General features: G+C 34.7%; 14 protein-coding genes and 1 tRNA gene. 9 read left to right on the top strand and 6 right to left on the bottom strand.

What is annotated here, in order from left to right; all coding sequences use genetic code 11:
* From AC07XN_RS16650 to AC07XN_RS16670, 5 genes are all read right to left on the bottom strand, one after another.
* Positions 1-576: hypothetical protein (locus AC07XN_RS16650; RefSeq protein ID WP_494743888.1), on the bottom strand; the 576-nt coding region annotated here is incomplete at its 3' end.
* Complete coding sequence (locus AC07XN_RS16655; protein WP_494743889.1) at positions 573-1,304, bottom strand: hypothetical protein; 732 nt, start codon at positions 1,302-1,304, stop codon at positions 573-575. The genes AC07XN_RS16655 and AC07XN_RS16650, both read right to left, overlap by 4 nt.
* Complete coding sequence (locus AC07XN_RS16660; RefSeq protein WP_309913718.1) at positions 1,277-2,407, bottom strand: AAA family ATPase; 1,131 nt, start codon at positions 2,405-2,407, stop codon at positions 1,277-1,279. Before AC07XN_RS16660 ends, AC07XN_RS16655 begins: the two co-directional genes overlap by 28 nt.
* Before the next feature lie 39 nt (positions 2,408-2,446).
* Positions 2,447-3,064: a conflict system bpX4 domain-containing protein gene (locus tag AC07XN_RS16665; RefSeq protein WP_309913720.1), complete on the bottom strand. Its 618-nt coding sequence runs from the start codon at positions 3,062-3,064 to the stop codon at positions 2,447-2,449.
* A gap of 153 nt (positions 3,065-3,217) precedes the next feature.
* Positions 3,218-3,291: transfer RNA gene (locus AC07XN_RS16670), tRNA-Asp, on the bottom strand.
* Positions 3,292-3,409: 118 nt separating this feature from the next.
* Here AC07XN_RS16670 and AC07XN_RS16675 point away from each other — a divergent pair.
* Both AC07XN_RS16675 and dapF read left to right on the top strand, forming a co-directional pair.
* The gene (locus tag AC07XN_RS16675) at positions 3,410-3,931 is read left to right on the top strand and encodes a DinB family protein (protein WP_494743890.1); all 522 of its coding nucleotides are present in this window, start codon (positions 3,410-3,412) and stop codon (positions 3,929-3,931) included.
* A 37-nt stretch (positions 3,932-3,968) separates the two neighbouring features.
* Positions 3,969-4,745, top strand: coding sequence for a diaminopimelate epimerase (gene dapF / locus AC07XN_RS16680; RefSeq protein WP_494743891.1), 777 nt, complete (start codon positions 3,969-3,971; stop codon positions 4,743-4,745).
* A gap of 1 nt (position 4,746) precedes the next feature.
* Here dapF and AC07XN_RS16685 read toward each other — a convergent pair whose 3' ends face one another.
* Complete coding sequence (locus tag AC07XN_RS16685; protein ID WP_494743892.1) at positions 4,747-9,276, bottom strand: translocation/assembly module TamB domain-containing protein; 4,530 nt, start codon at positions 9,274-9,276, stop codon at positions 4,747-4,749.
* A gap of 123 nt (positions 9,277-9,399) precedes the next feature.
* Here AC07XN_RS16685 and tsaD point away from each other — a divergent pair, with 123 nt between their 5' ends.
* The 7 genes from tsaD to AC07XN_RS16720 all read left to right on the top strand — a co-directional run bounded on the left by tsaD (position 9,400) and on the right by AC07XN_RS16720 (position 17,131).
* Entirely contained in the window at positions 9,400-10,398 is a 999-nt protein-coding gene (tsaD, locus tag AC07XN_RS16690; RefSeq protein WP_494743893.1) for a tRNA (adenosine(37)-N6)-threonylcarbamoyltransferase complex transferase subunit TsaD, read from the top strand.
* Between the two features lie 120 nt (positions 10,399-10,518).
* The gene (locus AC07XN_RS16695) at positions 10,519-11,631 is read left to right on the top strand and encodes a DEAD/DEAH box helicase (protein WP_494743894.1); all 1,113 of its coding nucleotides are present in this window, start codon (positions 10,519-10,521) and stop codon (positions 11,629-11,631) included.
* Between the two features lie 127 nt (positions 11,632-11,758).
* A complete protein-coding gene (locus AC07XN_RS16700; RefSeq protein ID WP_494743895.1) occupies positions 11,759-13,021 on the top strand; it encodes a DEAD/DEAH box helicase in 1,263 nt (420 codons plus the stop codon).
* A 358-nt stretch (positions 13,022-13,379) separates the two neighbouring features.
* A complete protein-coding gene (locus AC07XN_RS16705) occupies positions 13,380-14,324 on the top strand; it encodes a 3-oxoacyl-ACP synthase III family protein (protein WP_309913767.1) in 945 nt (314 codons plus the stop codon).
* Between the two features lie 174 nt (positions 14,325-14,498).
* Positions 14,499-15,656, top strand: a complete 1,158-nt coding sequence (locus AC07XN_RS16710; protein ID WP_494743896.1) for a DUF4349 domain-containing protein — start codon at positions 14,499-14,501, stop codon at positions 15,654-15,656.
* 162 nt (positions 15,657-15,818) lie between these two features.
* On the top strand, positions 15,819-16,721 hold the full coding sequence (locus AC07XN_RS16715; RefSeq protein WP_494743897.1) for a DUF4349 domain-containing protein: 903 nt from the start codon (positions 15,819-15,821) through the stop codon (positions 16,719-16,721).
* 236 nt (positions 16,722-16,957) lie between these two features.
* Positions 16,958-17,131 (top strand): hypothetical protein, encoded by a 174-nt coding sequence (locus AC07XN_RS16720; protein ID WP_494743898.1) that lies wholly within the window; start codon positions 16,958-16,960, stop codon positions 17,129-17,131.
* The last annotated feature ends 137 nt before the right edge of the window (positions 17,132-17,268 follow it).

Below are 17,268 nucleotides of genomic sequence, written 5' to 3' on the forward strand. Positions count from 1 at the left end.
ATCCTCTACAGAACGAAACTTATTCGCTACTAAACTAATGGTTCTGAAATCTTTAATAAAAATAGCTTCATTAAAGTCAATCGGAGTCATTAATTGTTCTTTATTATATCTTTTTAATTTAATGGCATTAACAATTGGTCTTATCTTTTTATAAGATACGGAATTATGGTTTTTTTGCATCAAAGTTTGAAACAACAAAATTCGATTAGCACCAACTTTATATTCCTTAGGTAATCTACTTACCAAATGCAAAAAATCTATTGTATCTGAAACGATGGTGGAGTTTCTAGAAGTAAATAAAGTTTGCTTGATTAAATAGGTTTTAATGAAGTTATCAATCTTATTAATATCATGTTGTGCATTGGGGTTAGTAGCTATAATCAGCAAAAGTAAAGCTCCAAATGAGGGTGTTCCTTGCAAACTAAGTTTATCAATAATATCAATTACCATATTTTTATAGGCAATAGTATTTCCTCGAGGGATGCTAATAATCTCATTATCATCTGCCTCTTCAAAGTCATATTCCCATTGCCAGAAATAATTATGTGTTGATTGAAAATATTCGTACAGTGTCATAGGTTATAAAAACTCAATCTGAATGAACTTATTGAAAGTGGTTGGAAATCATACTTATTTATTAAATAATAGTCATTTTGAGTGTAATAAATAATATAATTTTGAGAAGTAGGGTTAATTGTTTTGGCTATAATATTGATTAAAATAGGGAATTCAAAAGCGTATCCTATCGGTAAAAAGAAGTTGTTAATCTTCCAAAAAATATCTCCTTGAATAGGTAAGTTCGGTTCTCCTACAATAAAAATAGACTCATCGTTTATAATTACCCATTCTAATTTTTGAAAACGGATTGCTGGAGCATGTTGTATATATGCTTCTAAAATATGCTTCTTTACAAGCATTCCTACGACAGGCTTTTCACTGTCTGATTCAACAAGCTTGATTTCAACTTTTTCGTTTATACCGAAATAGTTGAAATTATAATTAGGAAGTTCAATTGATAAACCTCTTTCTATTGGAGTCCATAGTAAAGTTGGAATAGTGCGCTCAGGTAATAGACTTCCTTGTTTGAATAATTTGTTTTCTTGGGCATAATAAATCGTTTTGAAAGGAATAGTTTTTACTTCCAAGCTATCAATTTGTTCATAGGATAAATTTTTCACCCAATACAGATTGTCTTCTGTTCCAATTTTCAGGTTATCCCAGTGCCTGATTTTACCTAAAAAATCAATATGTTGCTCGTCAATGGCCAAAAAATAATTTATAACGTCTGAAGTATTTTGTGCCATAACGATTCTATTTTTTCTTGAATATGTTGTTTATGCTCTTGATTTTTAATCCAGCCACTTCTATTTTGAACATAGCGTAATTTATCTTTAATTACATTTTTTTCTTCAAATGACAAACCACCGTTTTCCCATTTTTCAGCCAACATTATTATTTCTTTGATTAATTCTTCACTGTTAGGTACTTTATTGAATAAAGCTTGTTGATGACTTTGTGGCGTGACTTCCTTACCGATAATACCATCAATTATTCCTGCCAAAATTTCAATTTGCTCTTCTGTATCCCAGATATACTTTATTACCCAAAAGTCAGAAATGATAGCTTCTGTTCTTCCACAAATTAGGGCACTTGCAACCAGTAAATTCTGAATTTTAACAGCACGTCTATCTGATATTTTAATTCCAGTATTTCTTAAGTTATGAAGCAGGTCAACATATTGTTTTCTAATAGGGGATAAATCAACAGTTTTACTTAATTGCTGAAGTTCTATAATTTCACTTGGGCTAATAGTTGGCATAGCAGTGTTATCATCTCTTTGTAATTTCCATCCTTCTATTAAAACGCTTTCTAATAAATCGGGATTTACATAATCGCATTTTACTCGAATCAAGAAACGGTCTAGTAAAGCATTAAGTGTTTCATCTTCAGGCAACACATTACTTGCACCTACAAACATCAAAGCTGGAAGTTTACGAGTTTCTTTGCCTCTGCGAAAGATACGTTCATTCAATGCCATTAATAAACTATTCAAAATAGCACTATTGGCATTGAATATTTCATCTAAAAAAACCATTGATGCTTCGGGCATCATGCCTTCAGTATTTGTAATTAATTCGCCTTCTTTTAATTTTCGAATGTCAAAAGGCCCAAATATTTCGTTCGGTTCGGTAAAGCGTGTAAGTAAATATTCAAAATTATTCCCATTTTCAATGCCTTTCGATAGCATTCGGATAATAGCACTTTTAGCTGTCCCCGGAGGACCGAGCAAAAAAGCATTTTCTCTTGCAATAAGGCTTATACCCAGCAAATCAACAATTTCGTCTTTACCGATAAAAGAAGCTTTAATATAGGATAGTACCTGATTTAACTTGTCAATAGAGTTCATAAAACGTCATTATGGCCTGTAGCCGATATTTTTAATATTTTAATAATTTTTCCAAAAAAAATCACGATAATTTCCTAATGAAGCCCCTACAATATCCGCAAAGGCTGTGGTTTCTTCCAATGGCTTTCTTCGGTATTCAATAATTCGATTAGCATACAATTGTCGTAGACAAGGGTCTGAAGTTTCAATTGAGAAGTCAAGGTTTTCAACCGATAGGGGATACGATACTCCAGAATAATGCCAAGTATAAAGGTGTTTTTCCAAAATAGGAATGAGTTCGTCTTCTGGATTTAGTATGTCCAATTGAGTAATAATATCTGGCAGAAAACGTAACGTTAAATCTACAGAGAGTACTCCTGCACTTGTTTTTGGAAGTGCAAATTCAGGTAATAAAGATAATAAGTCCGACTGTGTATTTTTTCTATATAACAGTAATTGAGATGCAACATAAACAGTTTTTGCTGCCCAAAGTCCAGCGGAGGAGTCAAACGGTGGAGATTGATACGGGTATTCTAAAGATTCTTGTTGATAAACCTGATTTAAATATGCTATAGCTTGATGTTGTTCAGGCTCTGAAACTTGAAGGATGTCATTATAGAGAATTACTTCTTCTTGCTCTCTGATAGCTCTTAACATCATCAAAAAGTAATTATCCATTATGATGCTTTTAAGTGTATTGTATAAGCAAGATAAATAAAAAAGATAATTTATACTATAGATGAGTTAGAATCGATTGATTATTTGCAAAAAATATGAAGCTTTTTGAAACTCTCATAAAACCAAAAAAGCACCCATTTCTGAGTGCTTTTGCGGTCTGGACGGGACTCGAACCCGCGACCCCATGCGTGACAGGCATGTATTCTAACCAACTGAACTACCAAACCTTTTTACAATTTTAACAGCTTGTTAACTTTTTGTTACCCCGTTGTTTTATTGTGATGCAAAATTAGTCGTTTTATTTTAGAATACAATACCTTTGTCAAAAAAAAATCAAAAAAAATAATGAGAAAACCTTTTGAAAACGAGTTTCCTGATGGTAAGTATTTTTCTTTTTATATAGAAAAGGTTGAAAGTCAAAATGTTATTGAAGTACTTACAGTGCAGAAAGATGTCGTAAAAAATTTATATAAAAATTTGTCTGAAGAGCAAAAAATGTATCGATATGCCGTTGGAAAGTGGACTCCACAACAAATTTTGGGACATCTTACCGATACAGAACGCATTTTTGGCTACCGAGCTTTAGCAATTGCTAGGGGTGAAAAACAATCTTTACCCAGTTTTGATGAAAATGAATACATGGATGCCTCTGATTTTAATGAACAACCTTTTGAATCTTTGTTAGAACAGTATCGTTTAGTAAGAGAAAGCTCTATCGCCCTGTTTTCATCATTCTCTGAAGAAGTAGCGTCTAGGATTGGAATAGCGAATGGAAATGCAGTTTCGGCAAGGGCTCTGGTTTGGATGATTGCTGGACATGAACGCCACCATTTGAATATATTAAAAGAGCGTTATAATATTGCGTAGATTTTCAAGGAATATACAACAGTAGAATACATTTAAGATGAAGTTTTATAAATATCAAGGTACTGGTAATGATTTTGTAGTGGTAGATGACCGTTCACAAACTTTTCCTATTTCACAAGAATTGATTGCCCATTTATGTCATCGTCGTTTTGGGATTGGTGCAGATGGTTTAATGCTCTTGCAAGAAGCAGAGGGCTATGATTTCAGGATGGTTTATTTCAATGCGGATGGTACAGAGGGCTCAATGTGTGGTAATGGTGGTAGATGCTTAGTGCGTTTTGCCCATGATTTAGGTATTATTGGCGACTCTACCGTATTCATTGCCGTTGATGGCGAACATGAGGCTAAAGTGACTAAAGAGGTGATTTCATTGAAAATGATTGATGTAAATCAAATTGATGAAACACCTGAATATGATTTTATGAATACTGGCTCGCCACATTATGTAACGTATGTGAGTGACTTGGCTAACTATGATGTATTTAATACTGGCAAGACTATACGTTATGGTGAACCTTTTGTAAGCAAGGGGGGAACGAATGTGAATTTTGTAGAGGTAACTGGCGAAAACGCTTTATCTGTACGTACGTATGAACGTGGTGTTGAAGATGAAACTTATGCTTGTGGAACAGGAGTGACGGCTTGTGCTTTATCTGCCAATATTCGTTTGGGTTTTGAAAATTTTGTAGATATAAAAGTGATGGGCGGACAGCTAAGAATTGAGTTCGAGCGAACTGAAAACGGCTACCAAAACATTTTCTTAATTGGCCCAGCCATCAGAGCTTTTGAAGGGAAAGTTGATTTGACCGTTTAAACTACGGATTGATAATAACAGGCTCGTCTGTTTGGGCTAGTGGATTTCTAGCTTTCTTTCTGTTAATAAATAAGTAGTTAAAACTTTTGGTGTATAGCAAACTAGCTCCACCCGACGTAAAAGTCTGATAGGTATTCAATGCACCTAAGATAGATGTTTGAATATTTCTGTTATATGTTTTAAATCTCAGGCTTCCGTCTTTCGTAATAAACCATTCCAATGCCCAGTCGCCAATAAGTGATTGGGCATTGGTTTGATTGGTGGCCGTAGTAAATCCTCCGCTTCGTGTAATCCTAAAACGGTCGTTGAAATTATAGGAAAGCCTAAGTTGTAAATTATTGATTAAATCTTGGTTCAATCCATTACCATTGAGCGATAGGTCAACATTTAGGTTTTGGTCAATCTTAGAGAATACATTACTCAACTGATTGGATAATAGCTCCGTTAAATTACTCACTAAGTTAGCCGCTGCAAAGGCACTAGCATTCGTCTGCGAAACCATTTGTCCTAACAACAACACATTACTTACCTGTCTGTTTAATTCTTGCTCATCCGTTTTCATCCTGTTTTCAAAAGCGGTAACAGCCGAATTAAAATCAGGGTTTTGAGGATAATCGTGCATTCTCAAATTAAACGAAATGGTTGGTTGTAACAACCTATCTTTTAAGTTAATCGTAATATCTACAGGATAGCGTCGAGTATAATCTGCTTTGCTACGCAATTCTTTCCCTCTACCCGTTGAATCTATTATTGAACCCAAATAGCTTAAATTTTGAGTATAAGCGGCACGAATATCAACAATGGCTTCGTATGGATTACCCGACCATGAGATTTTACTTCCTCGTTGAATATTAAACTTTTTATTGATAATGTTCTGAAACGTAAAGGTATAATCTCCACGCTCTATGTTATAATCACCCGTCATATCAAAGCCTCCTCTGGTATCCACTTTCAGGTTAATAATACCCGACCCATTCGCACGCATAATATCACCAGTTTGTTTGTCGAACTGTACTTCGCCATAGGCATCAGGCGTAATTTCAAAGTTGAAATCCATTTTAATACCACTAGTTGAGGTATTATTAAGGGCTAAGTTTTTATTAAGAGAATCTTTGACTACCCTCGCACTCATAAATTCAATCTCTTCTTGGTTCCCAGCATCTTGAGCTTTATCAAGCGGAATATACAATTTTGTTCCTCGGTCACTTCTTAAGTCGGCTGAGATAGTTAAGTTATCAAACGTGCCTCCTAAATTTAGTTTTCCTGTTGCGTAGGCGGTGCCATAATAGGTATCGTTATCTCTTCTGGTGGTATTCAAAATTTTGAAACGATTCATCGTCGTACTTAACTGAACATTAAATGTCTTGTCACCATCAAAGAAAACACTGCCTTTCAATGTCCCTTTATTGCCTTCGTCGTCCGTAAGGCGAAGACTTTTAGCCCTTACCTCGTCGGGCTCAAACGTGATTTTATCTTCAAAGTTCAGTGTCGATTTAAGGTAGTCAAAGAACAGCGTTCCTCTTTTAATATCAATTGCTCCTTCCAAAATTGGGTGCGAAGGTTTTCCAGAAACATTGATTGTACCTATGGCTACGCCACCAATTTTAGAGAAAAGTCCTTTCGTAAAAGGCTCTAAAATTTGCAGATTTGTTTGGTTCAAGGTCGCTAATAAGTCTAGCGAGTTTTCGGCTTGCTTAGGGTCATAAATACCTCTGATAGTCAACACTTGGTTCTGCAAACGTTCCAATGAATAGTTGATGTCAACCAATTGGCGTTCGTTATCAAAAATGCCATCACCCGTTACATTTCCAATCAAGAAATTATCAACATATAAATCTTTAATGCTCAGACGACTGTCAACGTTTATATTTTTATAAATATTTTTTAAATCAACCTCACCATTCACTAATCCTTTCATATTCAATGAAATGATAGGTGCTAGGGTTTCTAACTGAAAATTTTTGGCTTTGAACGTCAGGTTCTTGAGCGAATCTTCCGAAAGCGTACCATTTAAGGCTATCAGTTGGTCTAAATTGCTCAAGTATAAGTCTTTCGCTGTGATTTCGTTGCCAATAATTGTCAGCGAGTTGTCTGGACTAATTTTCCAGTCTTGATCTAATAAATGGAACTTAGAACGCTTGAATTGCAAGGCCAAACCGTCTTGAATAAACTGTAAAGTACCGTTCAAGTTTACTTGGTTGGTTGTTCCTTCTTGTTTAAGACCAGTCGTAAATCCAATTCTATCTACTGCCCAAGATGCTTCAGCTTCAAGGTTCACAGTAGGGGCTAATACGCCAAGTTTTTGTTTTTTGGAATTCAGAATCAAAGACGCTAGTATTTCTGGCGTGTTATAAAATTTCGAACTATTCAAATCTATATCCAACTGATAGAAACGATATTTTTGACCCAATACCAATGTATCTATTTTGGAACTAAGCGAAAAGGTAGAAGTATTACTAATTCCGAAAGTGCCTTCTATCAAAGTCTTTTTTGAAATATGACCATCGGGGTAATAAAAGCCTAGAATGGGGTCAAAGTTTTTGAGGTAGAATTGATAGTCTATTTGATAATTCTGTGGAGGTGTTAATGGTTTTTTGGCATAGTATGCATTTCTAGTAGCTTCGTCACCCACAAAATAAATTTTATATTCCTCAACAAGTACCTTTAAATCTTCGAAAGCCTGACTAGGTTTGAAATTGCCTTTGAAGTCTAAGTTTACTAAATCTGATTCGATATTCAATTTTCTTCCTATGTCTTCAATTGTTGAGGTAATATAAAGAGAATCAAGGATTAAGTTTCTTTTGTCTAGCGTAACATACGTGTTGATAAACTTTGCCTTGCCTACTAATTCATCAATATTTTTCCCTTTTGATTGAACATCAAGAATGGTAGAAATCCGCCAGTCATCTTTGGTGAAATGAAGGTGTTTTAGGTTAGCTTTAGATAATTTACCCAGCATATCTACATCGCTTTTGCCATTGCGTAAATCTACTTTACTAAATACGTTAAGCACCAAGTTGGTATCTTTAACAGCAATTCTACCATCAAAAAGCTCTTTGGCTAGTTTACCATTAATATCAATATTCTTGTAATTATAATCGTTGTAAGTGATTTGCTTGACGGTTCCATCAAAATTTAAACTAGCATTTTTCAGTGAAAAGCCTATGCCCTCTATCTTGCCAGAAAGAGAGATGTCACCCAACGAGCCTGCATTTTCAATTAGTTTGCCTAATTTAAAATCTTCTAATTTCAATGAGCCTTTATAAGTAGAATTAGCTTCGTTAGCTTTTAAAACCATCGCTACATCCACATCCGATTTCCCTAAATCAGAGGTAATCAAGCCCGTCGTTTTAAAATTAGAAGTCGTCCCTTTGAACGCTCCATCAAAAGTAATATTATTAAATTTTTCAATGGCTTTTACAGGGTCTTTCCCAATGTATTTCTCTAAGTCGTTGACAAAAACATACGATTTCCGCATGTTGAAATCCATATCTGTTGTAGGAATATCAGGAAGTCCTTTAAACGAAAAATCACCCCGTAGCTTAGATTTTTGCCCGAAGTATAAATCAAAATTATGAAGTTTAAACTCATTCACAGTACCATCAAATTTGCCATTGAGGTAATACACATCTTTGTATTGATACATATCATTTACAAAGCGAGCAATGTCGTTGGCTACTACTACTGAAGAGTCGAAATTAGCATGCATTTTTACCCTAGCATTCCAATGTTTAAAGTCTTTTTGACTTTTGAACGACATTACGATGTTATTTCTTATTACTGAACTATTCACTTTCAGTAATAAATCATCAAAACGCATCTGTGTATCCGAAATCAAGAAATGTGTTTTCAGGGTTTTAATCCTGAGGTCAGATGAACGGTCGTAGGCTTTTAGCGTTGTCTGAAAAGTAACAGTATCTCTTATTAACGTAAAATTCTTAAGATGTGCATTCAGTTCATGCAACTTGAAATGATAATGGTCGAATGACTTTCGGTCGTTCATATAAGGTTCCGACTCATCATTCATGCTAAAAATCCCTTCTACAATATCAGCTTCACCAATGATAAAAGGCGTTGGTTTATGCTTGGGGTTTGGTGTAGGCGAAGCCGTCAATTTATTAATCCGACGAATAAATTCATCAATATTCAAATCTCCGTTTTTATCCGTTACCAAACCCACCTTTGGGTGATATAGCCTTACATAATCTAGCTTTGTTTTGAGGGAATCCTGTAAAAGACTTTTTAATTGAAAATCAAGGTCGAGCTTTTCAATATCAATCATTTGGTGGTTCTGATAATCTTTTACTCTTACGCCTTCCAGCGTAGCTTCATCAAAAAAACGAATAGTTACTTTGTCGATTTCGATAGGATAGCCAAGGGCTTGAGAGATTTTAGGTGCGTAATATTGAGCAATTCTGGTTTGTAAATAAGAACTCCTCAAAGCCAAAGACCCCAAAACAGCCAACAACAATAAGCCTACTACGGTGTAGAGAATTATTTTTGTCAGTATTTTAGAAACCTTTATGAACATTTATTTTTTACTATATTAAAACTGGTTGAATGCTAAGAATAAGATTTAGAGAAACAATAGAATTACTAAGGTATTGGGTTTATATATGTTCTATCAACTAGCATTCATTATCTTTGCATTATTATGACAATCTTAGCAATCGAATCATCATGTGATGACAGCTCAGCGGCTGTAATTATTAACGGCAAACTTTGTTCCAACATTGTAGCAAGCCAAGCCATTCATACAAAATGGGGTGGGGTTGTACCTGAATTAGCAAGTCGTGCACATCAACAACACATTGTACCTGTTGTGGCAGAGGCACTTGAAAGAGCGAAGATAACAAAAAATGACCTAAATGCCATTGCTTTTACGCGTGGACCGGGTCTTTTAGGTTCATTATTAGTAGGGGCTTCCTTTGCAAAAGCTTTAGCAATGGGTTTGAATATTCCCTTGATAGATGTTCACCACATGCAAGCACACGTTTTGGCACATTTTATTGACGAACCCAAGCCAAATTTCCCCTTTTTATGCTTAACAGTAAGTGGCGGACATACACAAATTGTTTTTGTACGTTCAGCTTTAGACATGGAAGTAATCGGCGAAACGCAAGACGATGCGGTAGGAGAGGCGTTTGATAAAACTGCAAAACTGTTGAATTTACCTTACCCAGGCGGGCCATTGATTGATAAATATGCCAAAGAAGGAAACCCAGAAAGATTTCCGTTTCCAATGGTAGAAATGCAAGGCTTGAACTATTCTTTTTCAGGCATCAAAACGTCTTTCCTGTATTTCTTACAGAAAGAAGTTAAACAAAATGCCAATTTTGTAGAGGAAAATATAGCAGATATTTGTGCTTCTATGCAGGCTACCTTGATAAAAATATTATTACAAAAACTTAAAAAGGCGGCTAAGCAATATAAAATCAAAGAAATTGCCATTGCGGGTGGCGTTTCGGCTAATTCTGGATTAAGAGCAGAGTTGCAAAAAATGGGTGAGCAAGAAAACTGGAATGTGTACATACCCGCTTTTCAATACTGCACAGATAATGCAGGAATGATAGCGATGGCGGCGCATTTCAAAGCAGAAAAAGGAGTGTTTTGTTCACAAGATGTAAGCCCTTTGCCAAGAATGGCTTGGTAATTGTGCTTTATCGTTTTGGGGCTACAAGTAACCAAACTTGTAGCCCTTTTTTATATCATGTTCTGGCAAAGGGCTTCTTCATTAATATTTCCTTACCTTTGTCACTTAAAAAACACAATTTTGGCAACATTCAAAGAATTAGGCGTATCTGAACATTTCATCCAAGCAATGACTGAAATGAACATCAATAAGCCTACTGAAATACAGGAAAAAGCAATTCCATATTTATTAAAGAATCAAAACGATTTTATCGGACAAGCCCAAACAGGAACAGGGAAAACTGCTGCTTTTGGTTTGCCGCTACTGATGAAGGTCAATCCTAAATCAAAAGAAGTACAAGCATTGATATTAGCGCCCACGCGCGAACTATGTCAACAAATAGGGAAGCATTTGTTTAAACTGACAAAATATGCCCCTGAAAAAATATTTGTTGAAGCAGTGTATGGAGGTGAAAAAATAGATATTCAGCTAAGAGCATTATCAAAACCAACGCAAATTATTGTAGCTACCCCAGGGAGGTTAATTGATTTACTAGCCAGAAAAGCGGTGAGTTTAACGGCTGTTAAAACCTTGATTTTGGATGAAGCCGACGAAATGCTAAGCATGGGTTTCAAAGATGAACTAGATAGTATTTTAAGACAAATACCTCATGATGGTACAAAATGGCTATTCTCTGCTACTTTGCCATCCGTTTTGCAAAAATTGATAGACACTTATATGTCTAAAAATACGCATACAGTTCAAGTTAGCAAAAGCGAAGTGGTGAATAACCTCATAGAACACCAGTTTTTTGTGTGCGATGAACGCGAGAAATTTAATTATGTGTTGCAGTTTTTGAATACGATGGGTGCTTCTACTGGTATTATTTTTTGTAGAACCAAAGCAGCAGTACAAACATTGACTAAACAACTTGTTAGCAAAAATATAGCAGTAGATGCTATCCATGGAGATTTGCAACAAAGCGAGCGAGACAAAGTAATGCGTGCGTTCAAAAACCATAAATTGAAGATATTAGTAGCCACTGATATTTCTGCACGAGGGATTGACGTTGATGATTTAGCGTATGTTATTCACTATCAATTACCCGACCAGCCAGAATATTACACTCACCGAAGTGGTAGAACTGCCAGAGCGGGTAAAAGAGGCATTTCGATTTGCTTTGTTAGCCAATCAGAGGTAAAAAGAATTTCAGAGTTTTCTAAATTGTTGAATATATCCTTTAGAAAATTATAACAAATGCTATTGTTTGTAACTAAACTGTAGTATTTAACGTTTATCATAAATAAACAACCATTTGATTTTTAGTGTTTTATATGCTCGTTTTGCATATCAAAACCTTTTCGTTTTTAACAACATTCTCATGTCATTTCAAGCATTAAATTTAATTGAACCTATCCAAAAAGCACTAGCTGAGGAAGGTTATAGTACTCCGACACCTATTCAAGCTCAAGCAATTCCAGCAATACTTCAAGGAAAAGATTTGTTAGGAGTAGCCCAAACAGGTACTGGCAAAACTGCGGCTTTTGCCATTCCTACGATACAACTTTTAACGCAACATCCTGTTCAACATCGTGCGAAGCGAACTATCAAAGCATTGATTGTTACGCCCACACGTGAATTAGCCATACAAATAGATGATAGTTTCAAAGCCTATGGAAGATTTACAGGGCTTAAGCACACCGTAATTTTTGGTGGTGTAAAACAAGGGCGTCAGACAGATGTTTTACAAGATGGTGTAGATATCTTGGTAGCCACTCCGGGTAGATTATTAGATTTAATCAATCAGCGATTTATTACTTTAAAAGATATTCAAGTTTTTATCCTCGACGAAGCCGACCGCATGTTAGATATGGGTTTTGTGCATGACATCAAGAAAATCTTAACTTTTTTGCCATCCAAACGCCAATCGCTATTTTTCTCGGCTACGATGCCTCCTGAAATTCAAAAATTAGCAGATAATATTCTTTATAAGCCTGTTAAAGTAGAAGTAACTCCTGTATCATCAACGGCAGATACCATCAAACAAGCAGTGTATTTTGTAGAAAAAGACCAAAAAAATGCGTTGCTAATGGATATTTTGAAAGATAAATCCATTGAAACAGTATTAGTTTTTACAAGAACCAAACATGGTGCTGATAAAGTAGTAAAGGTATTGGCAAAACATGAGATTAAAGCGGAGGCCATTCATGGTAATAAAGCCCAAAATGCACGCCAAAGAGCTTTGGAAAACTTTAAGAACAAGACAACAAGAGTGCTTGTCGCTACAGATATTGCAGCCCGAGGAATTGATGTGGATAATTTAGCGTATGTAATCAATTTTGATATTCCGAATATTCCTGAAACTTATGTACATAGAATTGGACGTACGGGCAGGGCAGGAGCAAACGGTACAGCCTATTCTTTCTGTGATAGTGAAGAGAAAACCTTTTTAAGAGATATTCAAAAACTGATTGCTAAAAACATTCCAGTAATTGAAGACCATGCTTTTAAAAATAGTAGCGCAAAAATATCAGCCCCGATTCAAGTACGCCCTCAAGCTGCTCAAAAAGCACCTGCAAAATCAAGTGAGGTAAGCAACAAAAGCAAAAAAGTTTGGTTCAAGAAAAAGGCTGAATCAAGGTAGAAATAGGATGAAAAGTATTGACAGCACATTGATATATATCATTTTTTGAGGGAATCATCATTTTGAGCCTTCTAATGGATAAAATTTGTTGAATATAGCATTTAACTTTAGTTTTATGAGATTTATCCAAAAAACATGGAAATAGTACAAAAAAATACAGGATTTTATTAAGTAATAATTGTTTATTTCTAATAAATTGTTGTACTATGAAAAAACATTGAGTTCCTTTGTATTAGATTTAGACCCAAAATTTATTTTTTTGTGGTCATCAATGAAATCGGAATACTCATAAAGTTATACCAAGTTCATTGTCAAGTGATTACGTTGATATTTACAAGAATAGACCAAAATAACCCAAATGTTTATAAACGCTATCGCAAGTTATTTGCCCGAACAAATTATTACCAACGCTTATTTTGAAGAATTAAATGGATTAACTGACGACTGGATTACCGAACGTACTGGCATTCGCCAACGTCGTAAGGCTTCAGCCGACGAGAATACGCATACAATGGCCATTCAGGCTGTGGATAAAATTAAAGAGAGTTTACCTTATGATATTGCTGAAGTTGATTTAATAGTTGGTGCAACTTATACTCCGTATGATAGTATTTTTACATTAGCCCATTCAATCCAACATCATATTAATGTTAGCGAAATACCAGTAGTTACTATTTCTTCTGCTTGTTCATCTTTGTTAAATGCCATTGAGATTGTTCAAGGATATTTTGCTCTTGGCAAAGCTACCAAAGCTTTAGTAGTGGCTTCTGAACACAATACTGCTTATAACAACGAAGACGATACCAAAGCAGGACATCTTTGGGGTGATGGAGCCGTTGTTGTTTCTATTTCCAAGGAACGTACAGCTGACAGCAACTGGGAAATTAAGGATTTATTAACTGGCGGAGCAGCCAATGTGGGTAAAGCATCTGAAAGTGTTACCTTGAAATTAAATCAAAAAGGACTTGTTATGCCTTTTGGTAGAGATGTATTTATCAACGCTTGTACTTATATGCCTAAGGCGAGCTTGCAAATCTTAGAAAGAAATAACCTTACGATTGAGGATGTAGCCTATATTGCCCCACATCAGGCAAATCTTAGAATTTCTAAAAATGTAGCGGGTACTTTGGGTGTTTCAGAAGATATTATGCTTTCTAATATTCAGTATTTAGGTAATACAGGTTGTGCAGGCTGTGCTATTGTATTAGACGAGCACAAAACAGAATTTAAAAAAGGAGAAAATATCATCGTAACCGTATTCGGTGGAGGATATTCTTATGGAGCGATGTTAATTACAATTTAATAATTTCAAAGATAGTTTACAAAAACCTCAAGTTTAGCCCTCTAAACTTGAGGTTTTTTAATGGCTTTTAATTTATTTTAATAAAATTTTAAGTATTTTTTAATAAGTTTTTAAGTATTTGCAATACTTGAGTAATTGCAGACGTTTCATTGGAAACTAAATCCTTTATCACCAATGAAAACTTACCAATTATCTCTTTTTGCCATTGCTATGAGTGCAATGATGTTTACAAGTTGTTCAGAACAAAAGGCTGAAACGACTATCAGTTCATCCGAAACTGCTGACACTACAGCTTTGTATGCATCGGAAAATGATTCTTATAATCTGAAGTCGGAAGAAGATGTTGCTTCAGACCAAAAACCAGCAGAAGATACTATTTCTGAGCCAAAGTCAGAAGAAGACTTTGCTTTAGGTCAAGAGCCAGAAGAAGAGATTATTTTGGAGCAAAAGTCGGAAGAAGATGTTGCTTTAGGTCAAAAACCTAAAGAAGAGGAGGTTACTTCTGAAAAAAAATCAAAAGAAGTGATTGCTTTAAAGCAAAAGTCAACAAATGAAGTTGCGTCAAATCAAGAACCAACAATAGGTCTTGACAAAAAGAAAATTATTAAAACGGCAGATTTGAGGTGTAAAGTAACGGATGTACAAGAAGCTACAAATCATATTGAGGATGTTGTAGAAAAGTATGATGGTTATGTAACGCATGCTGAATTGGAGACCAGAACATTTCAAAATGAGGAAGTTGAAATTAGTGAAGATTCGGTTTTGCACAATAGAACATATGAAATCACTAATAGCATTACGATAAGAGTGCCAAGTCGATACTTTGAGAAAGTACTAAGAGAAATTCAACCTATAATGGTATATATTGATCATCAAAATATCGCCGCCGATGATGTAAGTGCTTCTTTATTAGCTACTGAATTAAGTAAAAAGCGTTTTTCAAAATTTGAAGACCGTTATGCCAAAGAGATTGATAAAAAAGGTAAAAAATTAAAAGAAACAACTACATCAGAAGAAAAGCTATTAGAATTACAGACTCAAGCAGATATGAACAAAGTACAGGCTTTAAGTTTAAAAGATCAAATAAATTATAGTACGCTAACAATTGAATTATATCAGCCTATGGCAAATACGGTAGAAGTTCTTGCTAATACGGATAATAGGTTAGCTGTTCAGCCTACTTTCTTTGCTCGATTCTCGAATAGTTTACAAACTGGATGGTTCTTTATTGAGGACATATTGATTTTCTTTGCGACATACTGGTTTTTTATATTGATTGCATTAGGAGGATATTGGATTTATAAAACTTATGCTAAATCAGTAAAAGAGTAGAATAGTTAATAATTAAGTAGAGGCTATCCGAAAATGATAGCCTCTATTTTTATAAATATGAATTTGTTTTAATGATTTTTTAAGTATTTTTTAATAAGTTTTTAAGTATTTAAAATGCTTGAGGAATTACTGACGTTTCATTTAAAACTAAATCCCATTACAATGAAAACTTATCAATTACCTCTTTTAGCCATTGCCATCAGTGCAGTGATGATGTTTATGGGTTGTTCAGAAAAAAAAGCTGAGACGACTATGATTTTGCCTGACAGTGCTGATACTATCACTAACGATGGTTTTGCAGGCTTACAGTCAGAGTCCACTAAAGACAGAAAATTTATTAAAACAGGCGAATTAAAAGGGAAAGTTAAGAATGTACAAGAAGCTACAAATCAGATTGAAGATATTGTAGAAAAGTATGATGGTTTTGTGACACATGCTGAATTAGAAAACAACGTAATTCAAATCAATGACGTTGAAATCAGTGAAGATTCGGTTTTACATAATAAAGCTTATGTAGTAGTTAATCAAATTTCTATGAGAGTCCCTAATCAATATTTTGAGAAAGTACTAGGGGAAATCCAACCAATTATGACATTTGTAGATTATAAAAACATTACAGCAGACGATGTAAGTTTTTCTTTGATGGCAAAAGAATTAACTAAAAAACGTTTTTCAGATTTTGAAAAACGTTATCAAAAAGGGATTGCTGAAAAAGGTAAAAGATTAAGTGAAACTGCAAAAGCAGAAGAAAATCTATTAGATGCTCAAACACAAGCAGATATGAATAAAGTAGAAACGCTGAGTTTGAAAGACCAAATTAATTATAGTAATATTACTGTCGAGGTGTATCAGCCTATGACTAATACCATTGAAGTTTCCCTTAATATGGATAATAGCTTTGCTTTTAAACCCAATCTTTTTCTTAGAATTTGGAGTAGTTTAAAAATTGGATGGTATATTTTTGAAGAAGTAGTAGTGTTTTTGAGCAAACTTTGGTTGTTTATCCTGATTGGTTTGGGGACATATTGGATTTATAAAACTTATCGTAAGTCTATAAAAGGTTAGAATAATCAATAGAAGTCATTCTTCATGTATACTCGGTAGAGAGAAAGTTGGTTGTCAAGAAGCGAAAACAACTAATGCTCTTTACTTAACTGATAAACAGTGATTTGTGTTATCCATGTGAACGCCATTTTCAGGTAATCACAATGATTTATTTAACATTGAGCAGACTTTTGAAGAACTCACCATGATGGTAGAGGATGCTACTATTTCAGTTGATAGACTATTTATGAATGCCGATGCAGGGCGATTCACCGATGCGATTTGATGCTGAAAGTTTACATCAATTATGTCATCAAAAACAAATTATCGCCAATATTGCTCTTCACAAAAGGAACGCTACTGGCCAAAAATGGTCTCGCATCATGAACGAAGAACGCTACAAAGAGATGAAAGAACTAACGCATGAATAGATAGTTATAGGTCTTTGTTAAATTGATACAATGCTTTCAAGTTGGATGGGATTTAACTTTATCGCTTTTATTACTATGGTAATTAAGAAAATAAAAAAGTCAAGATGACTTCAATGAGTAAAACCTATCATTAAACT

This window comes from Arcicella sp. GW458-12-2-14-TSB2, from assembly GCF_059423785.1.